Origin of the sequence: Ketogulonicigenium vulgare WSH-001, from assembly GCF_000223375.1 — a bacterium.
In the GTDB taxonomy this organism is placed as follows: domain Bacteria; phylum Pseudomonadota; class Alphaproteobacteria; order Rhodobacterales; family Rhodobacteraceae; genus Ketogulonicigenium; species Ketogulonicigenium vulgare.
In genome coordinates, this window is record NC_017384.1 from 997,238 (window position 1) to 1,013,644 (window position 16,407).

At 60.5% G+C, this 16,407-nt stretch carries 16 protein-coding genes and 1 tRNA gene; 7 read left to right on the plus strand and 10 right to left on the minus strand.

The genetic code is table 11. The features are described 5' to 3' along the window. Positions 1 to 42 precede the first annotated feature (42 nt). On the plus strand, positions 43 to 537 hold the full coding sequence (locus KVU_RS04955; protein ID WP_013384241.1) for a hypothetical protein: 495 nt from the start codon (positions 43 to 45) through the stop codon (positions 535 to 537). A 228-nt stretch (positions 538 to 765) separates the two neighbouring features. Here KVU_RS04955 and KVU_RS04960 read toward each other — a convergent pair. The 8 genes from KVU_RS04960 to iscR all read right to left on the minus strand — a co-directional run bounded on the left by KVU_RS04960 (position 766) and on the right by iscR (position 8,003). Continuing rightward, a tRNA-Arg gene (locus KVU_RS04960) sits at positions 766 to 842 on the minus strand. 56 nt (positions 843 to 898) lie between these two features. After that, entirely contained in the window at positions 899 to 2,116 is a 1,218-nt protein-coding gene (locus tag KVU_RS04965; protein ID WP_014537715.1) for a cysteine desulfurase, read from the minus strand. Next, positions 2,116 to 3,390, minus strand: coding sequence for a SufB/SufD family protein (locus KVU_RS04970; protein WP_013384244.1), 1,275 nt, complete (start codon positions 3,388 to 3,390; stop codon positions 2,116 to 2,118). Before KVU_RS04970 ends, KVU_RS04965 begins: the two co-directional genes overlap by 1 nt. Position 3,391: 1 nt before the next feature. Continuing rightward, positions 3,392 to 4,144, minus strand: a complete 753-nt coding sequence (gene sufC / locus KVU_RS04975) for a Fe-S cluster assembly ATPase SufC (RefSeq protein ID WP_013384245.1) — start codon at positions 4,142 to 4,144, stop codon at positions 3,392 to 3,394. Positions 4,145 to 4,198: 54 nt separating this feature from the next. Further along, positions 4,199 to 4,972: an FkbM family methyltransferase gene (locus tag KVU_RS04980; RefSeq protein ID WP_013384246.1), complete on the minus strand. Its 774-nt coding sequence runs from the start codon at positions 4,970 to 4,972 to the stop codon at positions 4,199 to 4,201. Further along, entirely contained in the window at positions 4,972 to 6,477 is a 1,506-nt protein-coding gene (sufB, locus tag KVU_RS04985) for a Fe-S cluster assembly protein SufB (RefSeq protein ID WP_014537717.1), read from the minus strand. Before sufB ends, KVU_RS04980 begins: the two co-directional genes overlap by 1 nt. 27 nt (positions 6,478 to 6,504) lie before the next feature. Beyond that, positions 6,505 to 7,548 (minus strand): cysteine desulfurase family protein, encoded by a 1,044-nt coding sequence (locus KVU_RS04990; protein ID WP_013384248.1) that lies wholly within the window; start codon positions 7,546 to 7,548, stop codon positions 6,505 to 6,507. Continuing rightward, entirely contained in the window at positions 7,545 to 8,003 is a 459-nt protein-coding gene (gene iscR / locus KVU_RS04995; RefSeq protein ID WP_014537718.1) for a Fe-S cluster assembly transcriptional regulator IscR, read from the minus strand. The genes KVU_RS04990 and iscR overlap by 4 nt, the downstream gene beginning before the upstream one ends. A 265-nt stretch (positions 8,004 to 8,268) precedes the next feature. On the opposite strand from iscR, the gene KVU_RS05000 reads away from it, so the two are divergent. From KVU_RS05000 to typA, 6 genes are all read left to right on the plus strand, one after another. Next, positions 8,269 to 8,922: an alpha/beta hydrolase gene (locus KVU_RS05000; protein ID WP_013384250.1), complete on the plus strand. Its 654-nt coding sequence runs from the start codon at positions 8,269 to 8,271 to the stop codon at positions 8,920 to 8,922. Continuing rightward, a complete protein-coding gene (locus KVU_RS05005; protein WP_013384251.1) occupies positions 8,922 to 9,521 on the plus strand; it encodes an HD domain-containing protein in 600 nt (199 codons plus the stop codon). Before KVU_RS05000 ends, KVU_RS05005 begins: the two co-directional genes overlap by 1 nt. A 36-nt stretch (positions 9,522 to 9,557) precedes the next feature. Continuing rightward, on the plus strand, positions 9,558 to 10,232 hold the full coding sequence (locus KVU_RS05010) for a YitT family protein (RefSeq protein WP_013384252.1): 675 nt from the start codon (positions 9,558 to 9,560) through the stop codon (positions 10,230 to 10,232). A gap of 86 nt (positions 10,233 to 10,318) precedes the next feature. Continuing rightward, positions 10,319 to 10,912, plus strand: coding sequence for a YitT family protein (locus tag KVU_RS05015; protein WP_236953044.1), 594 nt, complete (start codon positions 10,319 to 10,321; stop codon positions 10,910 to 10,912). A 21-nt stretch (positions 10,913 to 10,933) separates the two neighbouring features. Beyond that, positions 10,934 to 11,269 (plus strand): DMT family transporter, encoded by a 336-nt coding sequence (locus KVU_RS05020; protein ID WP_013384254.1) that lies wholly within the window; start codon positions 10,934 to 10,936, stop codon positions 11,267 to 11,269. 89 nt (positions 11,270 to 11,358) lie between these two features. After that, positions 11,359 to 13,179, plus strand: a complete 1,821-nt coding sequence (gene typA / locus KVU_RS05025; protein WP_013384255.1) for a translational GTPase TypA — start codon at positions 11,359 to 11,361, stop codon at positions 13,177 to 13,179. A 148-nt stretch (positions 13,180 to 13,327) separates the two neighbouring features. Here the strand turns inward: typA and KVU_RS05030 are convergent, their stop codons facing one another. After that, positions 13,328 to 13,618, minus strand: coding sequence for a DUF1330 domain-containing protein (locus KVU_RS05030; RefSeq protein WP_013384256.1), 291 nt, complete (start codon positions 13,616 to 13,618; stop codon positions 13,328 to 13,330). A gap of 1 nt (position 13,619) precedes the next feature. Next, positions 13,620 to 16,283, minus strand: coding sequence for an alanine--tRNA ligase (gene alaS / locus KVU_RS05035; protein ID WP_060486304.1), 2,664 nt, complete (start codon positions 16,281 to 16,283; stop codon positions 13,620 to 13,622). Between the last annotated feature and the right edge of the window lie 124 nt (positions 16,284 to 16,407).

Below are 16,407 nucleotides of genomic sequence, written 5' to 3' on the forward strand. Positions count from 1 at the left end.
CTTTGACAGAATTGGCAAAACACCCAATTTATGCGAGGCTCCATGCGCAAATTCATCCTGATCGCCGCCCTGACCCTGCCCGTCGCTAGCGCGGCTGCGCCCTTGGTCAGCACCGATCCCTTCCCCGAGCCGGGCAGCACCGTCTATGTGAACCTGCCTGCGGGCGCGGTCGAGATCACCGAAAACACCGTCGAGGGCTTTGGCCTCTTCGCCCATGCGGGCAGCGATCAAGAGGTGCTGCTGGCAAGCCAATATCTGCCCCGCGTGCTGGTGGTCGAGGGCGATAGCGCGCTGCTGGAAATGTATACAGGTGGCAATGCCTGCCCTGTTATGTTTGCCTGGATCACATATGCGGACGGCATCCTGCGCAGCAGCGGCGAATTCGGCACCTGCGCCGAGGAAGGCGATTACGTGGTCGAAAACGGGTTGCCGGTCTTTACTCTTGGCGATCTGGAAGATGAAAGCGCTGCAATCGCCTATCGCTATGACCCCGCCACGGCACAGATTGCCGAGAGACCGGTCGAGATGACGCGATAGAGGGCGCGGCCTGCGTGAAGCGCGGGACACGTCGCTTTCGGAAAACGGCGCTACAACCCGCCAGATCGGCGCGTGGACTGGCCATGAATCCCTGTCGGGAATAGATCACTACAGTCGGAAAGCAGAGCGGCGGCGGATCTTCATGGGAACATCGACCGAACAGCAAAGTTCCAGATCAAAAAATAAGCCCTAAAATATCAGGTACTTATATTAAAATATCTTGATGATTGGTGCACCCGACAGGATTCGAACCTGTGACCTTCGCCTTCGGAGGGCGACACTCTATCCAGCTGAGCTACGGGTGCTTGGGGTTAGCTATAGTCGCAGGCCCAACGGCCTGCAACCAATCATTCATCTGCCGTTACGCAAATAGATCGTGGCACAGATGCAGCGCGTCGATCAGGGCGTCGACCTCGGCGCGGGTATTGTAAACCGCGAAAGAGGCGCGACAACTGGCGGTCAGGCCAAAGCTGTCCAGCAGCGGTTGCGCGCAATGCGTCCCTGCCCGCACAGCGATGCCGCGTTTATCCAAAACGGTCGAGATGTCATGCGGATGCGCGCCTTTCATCGTTAGCGAAAAGATCGCCGCCTTGTCCGGACGCGTGCCCTGCACTTCGATGAAATCCAGCTGCGCCAGGCGAATGGCGGCGTAATGCGCCAGATCCGCCTCGTGCGCGGCGATGTTTTCCATGCTAAGCGCCATCATATAGTCCAGCGCGACGCCAAGGCCGATGGTCTGGACGATGCCGGGGGTGCCCGCCTCGAACCGCATGGGCGGCGCGGCATAGGTGATGCGATCGCGCGTTACCGTATCGATCATATCGCCGCCGCCCATAAAGGGACGCATCTCGGCCTGACGGTCAGGGTGGATATAGATCGCGCCAGAGCCGGAGGGGCCGTACAGCTTATGCCCTGTAATCGCATAGAAATCGACGCCCAGATCCTGCACATCGACCGGCAGATGCACAGCGCCTTGGCTGCCATCGACCATCACCGGCACGCCTTTGGCATGGGCGCCGGCCGCCACGGCTTTCACATCGACAATCGTGCCCAGCACGTTCGAGCAATGCGTGACCGCCACCAGTTTCGTGCGCGGGCCGATAGCGTCGATGATCGCCTGCGGGTCGATCGCACCATCCGCGCCGACCTCGACCCATTTCAGCACGACGCCTTGGCGCTCGCGCAGGAAATGCCATGGCACAATATTGGCGTGGTGTTCGGCGACGGTCAGAACAATCTCGTCCCCCGCTTGCAGGCGGGGCATGGCCCAACCATAGGCGACCAGATTGATCCCCTCGGTCGAGCCAGAGGTAAAGACGATATCATCCGCCCGCGCGGCGTTCAAAAAGCGCGCGATGATCCCGCGCACCCCCTCATACTTTTCAGTTGCAACATTAGAAAGGTAGTGCAAGCCGCGGTGAACATTTGCATATTCATGGGAATAGGCGGTGGTGATCGCGTCGATCACCACCTGCGGCTTTTGCGCCGAGGCGCCGTTGTCCAGGTAGACAAGCGGCTTGCCGTTCACTTCGCGCGCAAGGATCGGGAAATCCGCACGGACCTTTGCAATGTCGAACATCAGCGCTTCAACCAGATCGTCAGTTGCTCGCGCAGATCGTCGGCCAGATCCTCGTCCGCGATTTCGTCCAGCGCTTCGGCAAGGAAGGCCAGCACCAGCAGGTCAATCGCCTGCGCATGGGGCACCCCGCGCGAACGCAGATAGAACAAAGCGGTGTCGTCAATCGCACCCGAGGTCGAGCCATGCGAACAGGCCACGTCATCGGCGTAGATTTCGAGTTCCGGCTTGGCAAGGAAATTGGCATCCTCGTCCAGCAGCAACGACTGGCTGATCTGATAGCCGTCGGTCTTTTGCGCGCCGGGTTTCACCAGGATTTTGCCTTGGAAAACGCCGGTGGCCGCATTGCGCAGCACCTTTTTAAAGACCTGACGGCTTTCGCAATTCACCGCATCATGCGTGATGAAGATCGTGTCATCATGCAGGAAGTCACGCCCCTCGCCGACCGCGACGCCCGCAACATGCGCCGAGGTATCGTCGCCGGTCATCTCGATCACGCATTCATTGCGGGTGAAACGACCGTCAACGGCAAGGGTAAAGCTTTTGAACAGCGACTCTTGCCCTAGATGCGCGAACATATGGGTGGCAAGTTGGCGATCAGCGGTGCGGCCCTGGGTGCGGATGTGGTGGAAGGCGGCGTGGTCGGCTACTTCAACCTCGGTGACCGAATTGAAACGCGCGGCGCCGGTGCCGACCTCTAGCAGGGTCAGGCCTGCACCTTCTTCCAGCCAGATCAGGTGACGCACGAATGCATCTGCGGCCGTCGCGCTTTGACGGTAAATGATCTTGATCGGCGTCTCGACCACGGCTTTGACGCGCAGGACAAGGCCGCTATAGGCAAAAGCCGTGTTCAGCGCCGCCAGCGGGCGCTGCACTGGAACCTGACCTTTTGCTTCAAGAGTGCCGAACAAGTCCTTGGCCCAATGGGCATCTTCGGATAGTGCGGTCGCCAGCGTATCCACTTCGACGCCTTCCAGCGCGGGCAGATCCGACAGGCTGGTGTCCAGGACACCATCGACAAACGTAATGGTCAGCACCTCGCGCGCGGCAAAGGCGTCATCCTCGGTCGCGGGCGCAACAGTTGCGGGTGCGCTGGCGGTCAGCCCCTCGGGGTTGGAATAACGCCAGTATTCGTCGCGGCGGAACGGCAGACCATCCGTCTCGACCCGCGCGAGCGCGGCGGCGCGCACGGCATCTGCCCAAGGCGCGCCTTTGGGCAGCACCAGATTGGCCAAAAGCGCGGTGGTGGTATCAGCCTTGATCTTCGGCAAACCCATCTTACACCCCCGCCAGCAGGTCGCCGTAGCCGTTATTCTCGACTTCCAGCGCCAGTTCCGGCCCGCCCGATTTCACGATGCGGCCATTGGCCATGATATGGACAACATCGGGTTTGATGTGATCCAGCAGGCGCTGATAGTGGGTGATGACAAGGAACGACCGCTCGGGCGAGCGCAGCGCATTCACGCCCTCGGCCACCAGCTTCATCGCGTCAACGTCAAGGCCGGAATCCGTCTCGTCCAGAATGCACAGCTTGGGCTCGAGCATGGCCATCTGCAGGATTTCGTTGCGCTTTTTCTCGCCGCCCGAAAAGCCGACGTTGACCGGACGCTTCAGCATTTCAGCGTCGATCTTGAGGCTGGCGGCACGGGCGCGCACCAGTTTCAGGAAATCGGCGGCCGAAAGTTCCTCTTCGCCGCGCGATTTGCGCTGTGCGTTCAGCGCGGTGCGCAGGAAGGTCAGATTGCCGACGCCGGGGATCTCGACCGGGTATTGGAAGGCCAGAAAGACGCCAGCGGCGGCGCGTTCCTCGGGTTCCATCTCCAGCAGGTTCTCGCCCTCGAACTCGACTTCGCCGTCGGTCACTTCATAGCCGTCGCGGCCCGCCAGCACATAAGAGGTGGTCGATTTACCCGAACCGTTCGGGCCCATGATGGCATGCACTTCGCCGGGTTTGATCACCAGATCGACCCCTTTCAGGATCGCCTTGTCTTCCTCTTCCAGCTTTACATGCAGGTTCTTGATCGTCAGCATTTTGTCTTCCATCTGGTCTGTCCTGCCGCCTTGGCGCACAGGAGATTTTCGGTATTAGCCAAGCGGCTGCAATAGGTAATTCGATGTATCGGTGGCGACGGGCCAATCGGCGACGGGCTGATAGCGATGGCTATCCATCCAGTTCATCAGCGCGGGAATATGGCCGTGGAACACCTCGACCAAAATCGTGGGCTGACAGCGATCAACCATTTCAGAAATCCCGGAAAGCACTTTTATTTCCATGCCTTCCGTGTCGATCTTTACAAAGTGAAAGACCTGATCGCCAAACAGATCATCGCCGCGCCGCACCTGCAGATCACCGCCACCCTTGCGCATTTTCGTCGCGCCAAGGTTGCGGTCGTGGCGGTGCATGGCAAAGCCGCCGGCGTCCTCATCCGACAGCCCGATCCCCAGGTAGTCGAGGTCAATGACCTCCTCGAGCCCGTTCACGATCACATTGGCGAACAGCGGCGCCATTGCCAGCGGGTTCGGCTCGATCACCACGACACGCGCGGCTTTGGCGCGGGTGGCAAAGAACAGCGCGTGATTGCCGATATTCGCGCCCACATCCAGAATATGCGCGCCCTCGGGCAGATGGCGCAGCACCTCGGCCAATACATCGGCTTCATAGAACGTCCCGGCGCGCAAAGCGCGCTGGATCGGGTCGTTGTGATAGTTCAGGCAAAAGGTCAGCCCGCCCCAATGCGCCAGCTCGAACGGCGGGAAGTGCAGCACCTCGCCCGCCGCGCGCGCGTTTTGCGCGGCAGCAAGGTCAAAGTAATCTGCGCCCGTCGTCTCGGGCTGGGGCAAGGTCAGCGGGCCGTCCATTAGCCGACCGAACCTTCGAGGCTGATCGCGACCAAAGCTTGCGCTTCCATCGCGAATTCCATCGGCAGCGCTTGCAGCACGTCCTTGACGAAACCGTTCACGATCACCGCGACGGCCTGTTCTTCGTCCATCCCGCGCGAGCGGCAATAGAACATCTGATCGTCATCCACCTTGCTGGTGGTCGCCTCGTGTTCCACGCGCGAGGAATTGTTTCGCACTTCGATATAAGGCACGGTATGCGCGCCGCATTGATCACCGATCAGCAGGCTGTCGCATTGCGTATAGTTGCGGCTGTTCTGTGCCTTTGGGTGCATCGAGACAAGACCGCGATAGGTGTTCTGCGCGCGGCCCGCCGAGATCCCTTTCGAGACGATCCGCGACTTGGTGTTCTTGCCAAGGTGGATCATCTTGGTGCCGGTATCGGCCTGCTGGGCGTTGTTGGCGATGGCGATCGAATAGAATTCGCCTTGGCTGTCGTCACCGCGCAGGATGCACGAGGGGTATTTCCAGGTGATGGCCGATCCGGTTTCCACTTGGGTCCACATCACCTTGGCGCGGTCGCCGCGGCAATCGGCGCGCTTGGTCACAAAGTTATAGATACCGCCCTTGCCCTCGGCATCGCCCGGATACCAGTTTTGCACGGTGGAATATTTCACTTCGGCATCTTCTTCGACGATGATCTCGACCACAGCGGCGTGCAGTTGCGCGATATCACGTTGCGGTGCGGTGCACCCCTCGAGATAGCTGACATAGCTGCCCTTGTCGGCGATGATCAGGGTGCGTTCGAACTGGCCGGTGTTTTCCGCGTTGATGCGGAAATAGGTCGACAGCTCCATCGGGCAACGGACGCCCGGCGGCACATAGACGAAAGACCCATCCGAGAAGACGGCCGAGTTCAGCGTGGCATAGAAATTGTCCGACACCGGAACGACCGTGCCCAGGTATTTCTTGACCAGTTCAGGGTGTTCGCGGATCGCCTCAGAGATCGAGCAGAAGATCACGCCGGCTTTTGCCAGCTCGTCCTTGAACGTGGTGCCCACAGACACGGAATCGAACACCGCATCCACAGCGACTTTGCGTTCTTCGGCCGCACCCTCGACACCGGCCAGCAGCATCTGCTCTTTCAGCGGGATGCCCAGCTTTTCATAGGTCGCCAGCAGCTTGGGGTCGACCTCGTCCAGGCTTTTGGGTTTGACGGCCATGCTTTTGGGGCGGGCATAGTAATACTGGTCCTGAAAGTCGATGACAGGCAGGGTCAGCATCGGCCAGGTCGGGCTTTCCAACTTTTGCCAGCGCGCAAAGGCCTGCAGACGCCAGTCCAGCATCCACTGCGGCTCGCCGTTATTGTCCGAGATCAGGCGCACGATGTCCTCATTGAGACCCTTGGGCGCGTAATCGGTTTCAATATCGGTTTCCCAACCGTGTTTATATGTGCCCGAAAGCTGCTGAACGGCGGCTACGGTTGCCTCGTCCACGCCTTCCTTTACCTGTAGGTCTTCCATCATCCCGTCCTTTTCATAATCCCGCGCCGCTCAAGCCGCCTTTTGGCGGTGTTTGACGCTTTTCGCAATCCAGGCCGCAGCAAACCGCAGCACCTGATCGCGTGTCGTATCCAATGTCAGCGAGACGCGCATGACCGAGGCCGCCGCATCCGCATCATATCCCATCGCCGCCAGCACCTTGCTGGTGCGCACCTTGCCCGAGGAACAGGCCGAGCCTGCCGAGATCGCAAATCCTGCCAGATCCATCGCCATGACCTGCGTTTCGCCCTTCCAGCCGGGGGTGATCAGGCTGGTGGTATTGGGCAGGCGCGCGGCGCCCCTACCCGCGATTTGTGTGCCGGGGCTGCCGTCCAGAATGGTCTGTTCCAGCAGATCGCGAAGCTCCGCAATCTCATCCCAACGCCCGGTATTCAAATCATGCGCCGCCGCCGCCGCCGCCGCGCCAAATGCGGCGATGCCGGTGATGTTCTCGGTGCCCGAGCGCCGCCCCATCTCCTGCCCGCCGCCCAGCAGTTGCGCCGCAACATCGGTGCCCTGCGGAATGATCAGCGCACCGACGCCCTTCAGGCCGCCCAGCTTATGCGCCGAGATGATCGCGGCGCGCGCGCCCGACCATTCAAAGGCAAAAGGAATGCGTCCGAACCCTTGGGTGGCGTCGATCACGGCCAAGCCACCGGGCAGGTTCTGCACCACGCCGGTTTCCGAATTCGCCAGTTGCAGCGTGCTGCTGGCGGGGTCAGTCACCGTGACAAGGCCATTCGCATCCACCGGCAGATCGGAAGATGTCCAAGCCAGCACCGCCTCGTGCTCGATCGCGGCGGCTTGCAGATTGCGACCGGCCAGCGCAAGGCTCGAGGCTTCGGTCGCGCCCGAGGTAAAGATAATATCCGCATTCATCGCGCCAATCGCCTCGGCAATCTGGGCACGCGCGCGCTCCATGATCGTTTTGGCGGCACGACCCTCCATATGGACCGAGGACGGGTTTCCCACCGCATCCATCGCCGCAATCGCCGCCGCCCGCGCCTCGGGACGCAGGGGGGCTGTTGCGTTATAGTCCAGATAGATACGGCTCATTGGTCAATAATCTCGAACAAAGACGGCACCGCAGGGCACGGGGCCAGTCGGTTTTTCACAATATCCGACAGTTTGGTCTGGTGCAAAAACACATAGACCTGCGCCGATAGCCCTTCCCACAAACGGTTGGTCAGCGATTGCGCGCGCGAGCCGGACAATCCGCCCGACACGCCCGCGCCTTTGTGCATAGCGCTGACGGTTTCATCGACCGCCTCGAGGATATCGGCAACCGAGATCTGATCCATCGGACGCGCCAGCTTATAGCCGCCGCCCGGCCCGCGCGCGGATTCCACCAGATCCGCCCGGCGCAGCTTCACGAAAAGCTGCTCGAGATACGGCAGTGAGATATCCTGCCGCTTTGAAATCTCGCCAAGGTTCACCAGTGCACTTTCTGGCTGCAAAGCCAGATCCACCAGCGCCACCATGGCGTAACGTCCTTTTGTCGAAAGCTTCATGCCTTGCGTCCAACCGCTGAAATGACCACATCCATTGACCTTGGGGCGGCGCCTGATTACTTGAGCGCCAACCGCCCGCTTTGCCGAAGTGGCTGCAACAGCGGGGTTTGCACTGGCGCTACGCATTGGCGTATGACAGTGCTGGCCCCATGTCCTGATGACGCTGCCGGGTCTAGCGGATTTTGAATCATTCTAAACTGCCTATGCAAATTCGTCAAGAATTGCCCGGCAGTTTAGACGTAACACGACGAAGATAGGGGTAACGATGCCTGAAGTGATTTTTCCCGGACCCGAAGGCCGTATCGAGGGACGCTACCACCCTCAGAAGGACCGGGATGCGCCCATAGCCATCGTGCTACACCCGCATCCGCAATTCGGCGGGACGATGAACAACCGTGTCGTCTATAATCTGCACTACGCCTTTTATAACATGGGCTTTACCGTTTTGCGGTTCAACTTCCGCGGCGTCGGGCGCAGCCAGGGCGAATACGATCAGGGCATTGGCGAGCTGTCGGATGCGGCAGCGGCGCTGGATTACCTGCAATCGATGAACACCAACGCCAAACATTGCTGGGTCGCTGGTTTCAGCTTTGGCGCGTGGATCGGGATGCAGTTGCTGATGCGCCGCCCCGAGATCACTGGCTTTGTCTCGGTCGCGCCGCCTGCGAATATGTATGATTTCAGCTTCCTGGCGCCCTGCCCGGCGTCCGGCCTGATCATTAACGGTGCCGCCGACCGCGTTGCGCCCCCGGCTGATACATCGGCACTGGTGCGCAAACTGCACGAACAAAAGGGCATCACCATCACCCACGAAGTTGTCGAGGGTGCGGGCCACTTCTTTGAAGATACCCATATGGATACGCTGACGGGTTCGGTGAATTCCTATGTCAAACGCCGCCTGACCGAGGGCACCCGCTAATGACCGACCGCCTTGCGCAGCAACTGGGTTTTCTGCGTGAGGCGGAAAAGCTGAAATCCGTCTATCGTGCGACGGCACTGCCCGACCAGTCGCGGCGCGAAAACTCGGCCGAGCATAGCTGGTCGGTCGCGCTTTATGCGCTGATCTTGCAAGATCAGGCGGGCGAAGGCGTCGATATTGCCCGCGCCATCACCATGCTGTTGCTGCATGATCTGGTCGAGATCGATGTCGGCGATGTGCCGATCCACGCCCAAGGCGGCAGCGCCCATTCCAGCGCCGCCGTGAAAGAGGCCGAGGAACGCGCCGCCGCGCGTCTGTTCGGCCTGCTGCCCGAGGGCCAAGCCGAACAGATGCTAGCGATCTGGCTGGAGTTCGAGGGGGGCGTCACGCCAACCGCGCTTTATGCCCGCGCACTTGATCGGGTGCAGCCGGTGCTGCTGAACCATGCCGGCGGCGGCGGATCGTGGCGCGAATATGACGTCAGCTTTGACCAGCTCGAGGAACGGGTCGGCGTCAAAGTCGCGCGGGGCCTGCCCGCTTTGTGGCAAGCGGTGCGCGAACATGTCAAGCCGTGGTTCGTATCCCACGGGAAAGCTTAAAATTTAGGGGCACCGCTGATCCGGTGCCCCTTTTTCATGGCCGCCCCTTGCATCCGCCGCGCGCCTGCGCTGAATGGCGCAAACACGTCCCTGACCGAGGCCCCCATGTCCGACAAAGCCAGCCCCCATTCCCTGTTCGATGACGCGCAGGGCATTGCCTTTGGCACGGTGATGGCGGCGTTCGGGATGGTGATCCTGACATCGCTGGGGTTCATCACCGGGCAAATGGCGGGGCTGGCAGTGCTGATCTCTTATGTCAGCGGCTGGTCGTTCGGGGTGGTGTTCTTTGTGATCAACCTGCCCTTTTACTGGATTGGCTATAAGCGCATGGGCCTGCGGTTCATGGTCAAGACGCTGATTTCGGTCTCATTGCTGTCGGCCCTTAGCATTTTGATGCGCGATTGGGTAAGCTTCGATCTGCTGAACCCGCTGTTTGGTGCGGTCATCTATGGCTTTATCGCGGGATCGGCGCTGCTGGCGCTGTTTCGCCATGGTGCGAGCCTGGGCGGCATCGGCATTCTGGCGGTCTATTTGCAAGAACACACGCGGTTCCGCGCCGGTCACATCCAGATGGCATTCGATAGCGCGCTGTTCGTCGTCGCGCTGATCGTGATGCCACTGCATCTGGTGATCTATAGCTTTATCGGCGCGGTGGTGCTGAATTTCGTCATCGCTGTAAATCATCGCCGCGATCGCTATATCGGCTTTTGACTTTATTTTAGGTAAGCGGTACTGACCATATTGACCTGAGGCCCGACAGTGATTTACTGGGCCCATAGGTCGGGGATGGGATGATCATGCGCCGCTATACGCTTTTCGAAGATATTCAGGGGTTGGCCATCGGCTCGATCGGGGCCGCGACGGGCATTTTCCTGCTGCGCGCGGCGGGGCTGATCACCGGCGGCACCGCAGGGATCGCCTTGCTGCTCAGCTATGTGACGCATTGGTCATTCGGCGCGGTGTTTTTCTGGGTCAACGTGCCGTTTTACGCCATTGCCCTGTTCACACGCGGCTGGTCCTTTACGCTGAAAGGCATCATCAGCGTCGGCGCCGTGTCCCTGCTGACGGCGGTCGCACAGGATTACATCACCATCACTGCGATTGATCCCCTGCTGGCGGCGGTCGTCTTTGGCATCGTGGCGGGGGTCGGTATCCTTGGCCTGTTCCGCCACGGATCAAGCCTTGGCGGCACATCGATGCTGGCGGTGATGGCGCAGGAACGCTGGGGGATCAAAGCGGGCTGGGTGCAGATGGGCATGGATGCTGTCATATTCATTGTGGCACTTTTCTTACTGCCTTTCCCGCAAGTCGCGTTTTCCTTTGTCGGCACCTTTATTTTGTCATTCGTCCTTGCCTTCAATCATCGCAAAGATTGGTATATCGCGGGCTGAAACCGCAGACAGGTCAAAGACATGCCCACGCATTACATCACATTGATCGCGGCGATCCTGTTCGAGATCGTCGCGACTTCGGCGTTGAACGCCAGTCAACAATTCACCCGGCTCTGGCCCTCGGTCATCGTGGTGATCGGCTATTGCGCCTCGTTCTATCTGCTGTCGATGACGCTGAAAGTCATGCCGGTCGGCGTGGTCTATGCGATCTGGTCGGGCGTTGGCATCGTGCTAGTGGCAGGCGTCGGGCTGGTGCTGTTCGGGCAAAAGCTGGATCTGGCGGCCATTATCGGCATCAGCCTGATCCTTGCCGGCGTTTTGGTCATCAACCTTTTTTCCAGCAGCAGCACACACTAGATACACCATCACAGCGCGCGCGGCGTTTTCTACTGGTCTTTTCAGGCCTAGCACGTTATGCGCCGATCAATTCCTGAAAAGAGAGACCCATGGACATTCGCAATATCGCGATTATCGCGCACGTTGACCACGGCAAGACGACCCTCGTGGACGAACTGCTGAAGCAGTCGGGCGCCTTCCGCGAAAACCAAGCCGTCGCCGAGCGCGCGATGGACAGCAACGATATCGAGCGTGAACGCGGCATTACGATCTTGGCCAAGTGTACCTCGGTTGAATGGAACGGCACGCGCATCAATATCGTCGACACCCCCGGACACGCGGACTTTGGTGGCGAAGTTGAACGTATCCTCAGCATGGTTGACGGCGTTTGCCTGCTGGTCGACGCCGCTGAAGGCCCGATGCCGCAGACCAAATTCGTGACCTCGAAGGCGCTGGCCCTGGGCTTGCGTCCGATCGTTGTTGTGAACAAAGTCGACAAGCCCGATGGCGATGCCGATAACGCGCTGAACCAGGTGTTCGACCTGTTCGCCGCGCTGGATGCGACCGACGAGCAACTGGACTTCCCGGTTGTCTACGCCTCGGGCCGTAACGGCTGGGCGGATATGGAACTGGACGGCCCGCGCAAAGATCTGTCGGCCCTGTTCGATCTGATCGTCAAGCACGTCGAGCCGCCCAAGCAAATCGCGCGCCGCGAAGAGCCCTTCCAGATGCTGGCAACCACGCTGTCGGCCGACCCGTTCATCGGCCGCATCCTGACCGGCCGTGTCGAGGCTGGCACATTGCGCGCTGGCGACACGCTGAAGGCCCTGACCCGCGATGGCGACCGGATCGAGCAGTTCCGCGTCAGCAAGATCCTTGCCTTCCGCGGCCTGTCGCAACAGCCGATTGATGTCGCCGAAGCTGGCGATATCGTTACCCTCGCTGGTATGACCAAGGCGACCGTGGCCGACACGCTCTGCGATCTGTCGGTTGACACTGCAATTGCCGCACAGCCGATTGACCCGCCGACCATCTCGGTCACATTCGGTATCAACGACAGCCCGCTGGCTGGCCGCGAGGGCAAGAAAGTCCAGTCGCGCGTCATCCGCGAACGTCTGATGAAAGAGGCCGAAGTTAACGTCGCGATCCAGATCAAAGACACCCCCGGCGGCGAAGCGTTCGAGGTCTTTGGCCGCGGCGAGCTGCAAATGGGCGTTCTGATCGAGAACATGCGCCGCGAAGGGTTCGAGCTGTCGATCTCGCGTCCGCAGGTTGTTCTGAAAGAAGAAGGCGGCGTGCGCATCGAGCCGATCGAGGAAGTCGTCATCGACGTGGATGACGAATACACCGGCGCGGTCGTTGAAAAGCTGACCGGCGTGCGCAAAGGTGATCTGGTCGAAATGCGCCCCGCAGGCGCTGGCAAGACCCGCATCATCGCGCATGTCCCCTCGCGCGGTCTGATCGGTTACCAAGGCGAATTCCTGACCGACACGCGCGGCTCGGGCGTCTTGAACCGCATCTTCCACAGCTGGGCCCCCTATAAAGGCGCGATCCAAGGTCGTCGTCAGGGCGTTCTGATCTCGATGGAAGACGGTACCGCTGTTGCCTATGCACTGTGGAACCTGGAAGATCGCGGTAAGATGTTCGTCTCGCCGCAAGAGCCGGTTTACCAAGGCATGATCATCGGCGAGCATTCGCGCGAGAACGATCTGGAAGTGAACCCGCTGAAGGGCAAGAAGCTGACCAACGTGCGCGCTTCGGGCACGGATGAGGCTGTGCGTCTGACGCCGCCCACCATTATGTCGCTGGAACAGGCCATCGCCTATATCGACAATGATGAGCTGGTCGAAGTGACCCCGGTCGCGATCCGTCTGCGCAAGCGCTTCCTCGACTCGAACGAGCGTAAGCGCAATGCCAAGTCGATCGGCTAATACGGTCGGTTGAATGATCGGGCCCCGGAGGAAACTCCGGGGCCTTTTCTTTTGGGGGGCCTTTTCTTTTGGGCGGCCTGCGGGCGGTTTACCCAATAAAAAAACCCGGCGTTTCCGCCGGGTTTTTCGTGCATCGTTGTGGCGCGGATTAATCCAGCGCTTCCATAATGATCAGATCGCGCACGGCGGCCCCTTCGACAAAGGCCAGCGCCGCCTGATAGGCGTCCGAGTTATAGCAAGCGCGCGCCGCATCCATTGACGGAAAGCGCGTCACGACATTGCGCGAACGGCCCTCGCCCTCGAGAACTTCGTATTTGCCGCCGCGCGCCAAAAATTCGCCACCAAAGGCCGCAATCGCAGCGGGCGCAAGGCGCGCATATTCGGCGTAGCGTTCCGCATCACTGACGTCGATGCGGCCGATCCACAAAGCTGTCGGCATCTCAGACTCCTTTGATCAGGGCTTCGGCCGCGTCAAACGCAGCTTCCGCATTCTCGGCCGAGGGCGCACCGCCCTGCGCCAGATCCGCACGACCACCGCCGCCTTTACCGCCCAAAGCGCCGACAGCCGCGCGCAGCACCTCGACCGCCGAGACCTTATCGGTCAGATCAGCCGTGACGCCCGCCGCAACCGCAGCCTTGCCGTCAACATCAGCAATCAGCAGCACGACGCCCGAGCCAAGCTCGGATTTAAAGCTATCGACCAGCGCGGGCAGATCTTTGCCGGTGACGCCTGACAGCAGTTGCGCTTGCAACGAAACGCCGCCCGCGTCGCGGATCGCGACATCATTCTTGGCACCGCCCGCCATCGCAAGATCGCGGCGCAGTTGCGCGACCTCGTTCGACAGGGCTTTGCGCTCGTCGACCAGTGCGCGGACACGTTCGACCACATCGGCGGCACTGGTTTTCAGCAAGCTGGCGACAGAGATCAATGCGGCTTCTTGGGCGGCCAAGTGATCCAGCGCGGCCTGACCTGTCAGCGCCTCGACCCGGCGGACACCGGCGGAAGATGCGGAATCCGACAGCAGCACGAAGGCGCCAATCTCGCCCAGACGGGTGACATGGGTGCCGCCGCAAAGCTCTAGCGAATAGGTGTTTTTATCGACACCTTTGTTAGACCCATCCAGACGGCCCATCGAGACGACGCGCACTTCATCGCCATATTTCTCGCCAAACAGCGCCTGTGCGCCCAGATCGCGCGCCTCGTCCGGCGTCATCACGCGGGTCTCGACCGGCGTATTCTGGCGGATATAGGCGTTCACATCGGCCTGCACTTTGGCGATTTCATCAGCCGACAGCGCCTTGTTATGGCTAAAGTCGAACCGCAGGCGGTCGGGCGCATTCAGCGAGCCGCGCTGCGCGACATGATCGCCAAGCGCTGCGCGCAAAGCCTCGTTCACAAGGTGCGTGGCCGAGTGGTTTGCAGCGATCTGGCCGCGACGGGTGGCATCGACCGTCAGGACAGCGCCTTGGCCGACTGCGACAAAACCCTCGCGCACGGTGCCGATATGGGCGAAAGCGCCCGCGTGTTTTTTGGTATCGGTGACCTCGATCACGCCGGTATCGGTGCGCAGCAGGCCCGCATCGCCGACCTGACCGCCCGATTCCGCATAGAACGGCGTTTGGTTCAGCACGACTTGGACCTGTGCGCCGATCTCGGCCCGCTCCATCAGCGCGCCTGCGGGGGCGACGATGGCCGTCACCTGCCCTTCGGCCTGCAGCGTGTCATAGCCGAGGAATTCGGTGGTGCCGTTTTGCTCGACCAGATCGAACCAGACACTGGCATCGGCCTGCTCGCCCGAACCCGCCCAAGCGGCGCGGGCCTTGGCTTTTTGTTCGTTCATTGCGGCGGTAAAGCCGTCGGTGTCAACGGTGCGGTTTTTCTCGCGCAGCGCGTCTTGCGTCAGATCCAGCGGGAAGCCGTAAGTGTCATACAGCTTGAACGCGGTCGCGCCGGGCAGCGCGGCATCGCCCGGGAGTTGGCCCAGCTCGTCATCCAGCAGGCGCAAACCGCGGTCCAGAGTCTGCTTGAAGCGGGTTTCTTCGGCGCGCAGGGTTTCCTCGATCAGGGCCTGTGCCCGGTTCAGTTCGGGATAAGCCGCGCCCATTTCGCGCACCAGTGCCGGGACAAGGCGGTACATCACCGGATCTTTCGCACCCAGCATATGCGCATGACGCATCGCGCGGCGCATGATGCGGCGCAGCACGTAACCGCGGCCCTCGTTCGACGGCATCACACCATCCGCGATCAGGAAGCTGGTCGAGCGCAGATGGTCGGCGATCACGCGGTGGTGCACCTTACCGGGCCCATCGGGATCGTTCGACGTCGCATGGGCCGAGGCCTCGATCAGCGCGCGCATCAGATCGGTGTCGTAATTGTCGTGCTTGCCTTGCAGCAGCGCGCCGATCCGCTCGAGGCCCATGCCGGTGTCGATCGAAGGCTTGGGCAAGCCGGTGCGGCTGCCGTCTTCGAACTGCTCGAACTGCATGAAAACGAGATTCCAGATCTCGATGAAACGGTCGCCATCCTCGTCCGGCGAGCCGGGCGGGCCACCGGCGATATGGTCGCCGTGGTCATAGAAAATCTCGGTGCAGGGGCCGCAGGGGCCGGTCGGGCCCATCATCCAGAAATTGTCATTGGTCGGGATGCGGATGATGCGATCATCCGACAGGCCGGCGACCTTCTTCCAGATATTCGCGGCCTCATCGTCGGTATGGTAAACCGTGACCAGCAGGCGATCTTTGTTGATGCCGAAATCTTTGGTCAGCAATTCCCACGCAAAGGGGATCGCGCTTTCTTTGAAATAATCGCCAAAGCTGAAATTGCCCAGCATTTCAAAGAATGTGTGGTGACGCGCCGTATAGCCGACGTTGTCGAGGTCATTGTGCTTGCCGCCTGCGCGCACACATTTCTGCGCCGAGGTGGCGCGCACGTAATCGCGCGTCTCGACCCCGGTGAAGGTGTTTTTAAACTGCACCATGCCCGAGTTGGTGAACATCAGCGTGGGGTCGTTGCGCGGGACAAGCGGCGACGACGGCACGATGGTATGGCCGTTGCGGGCGTAGAAGTTCAGAAATGTTGAACGAATATCGGCGAGGCTGGTCATGGCGTCCCAATGATCCTTATCTTTTGCATGTCTCGCATATCGTTGCACCGCCATGGCGTAAAGTGTCATCGCAGGGCAGGAAATACAAAAAGCCCCGGTTGACGTCTCAACCGGGGCTAAATTT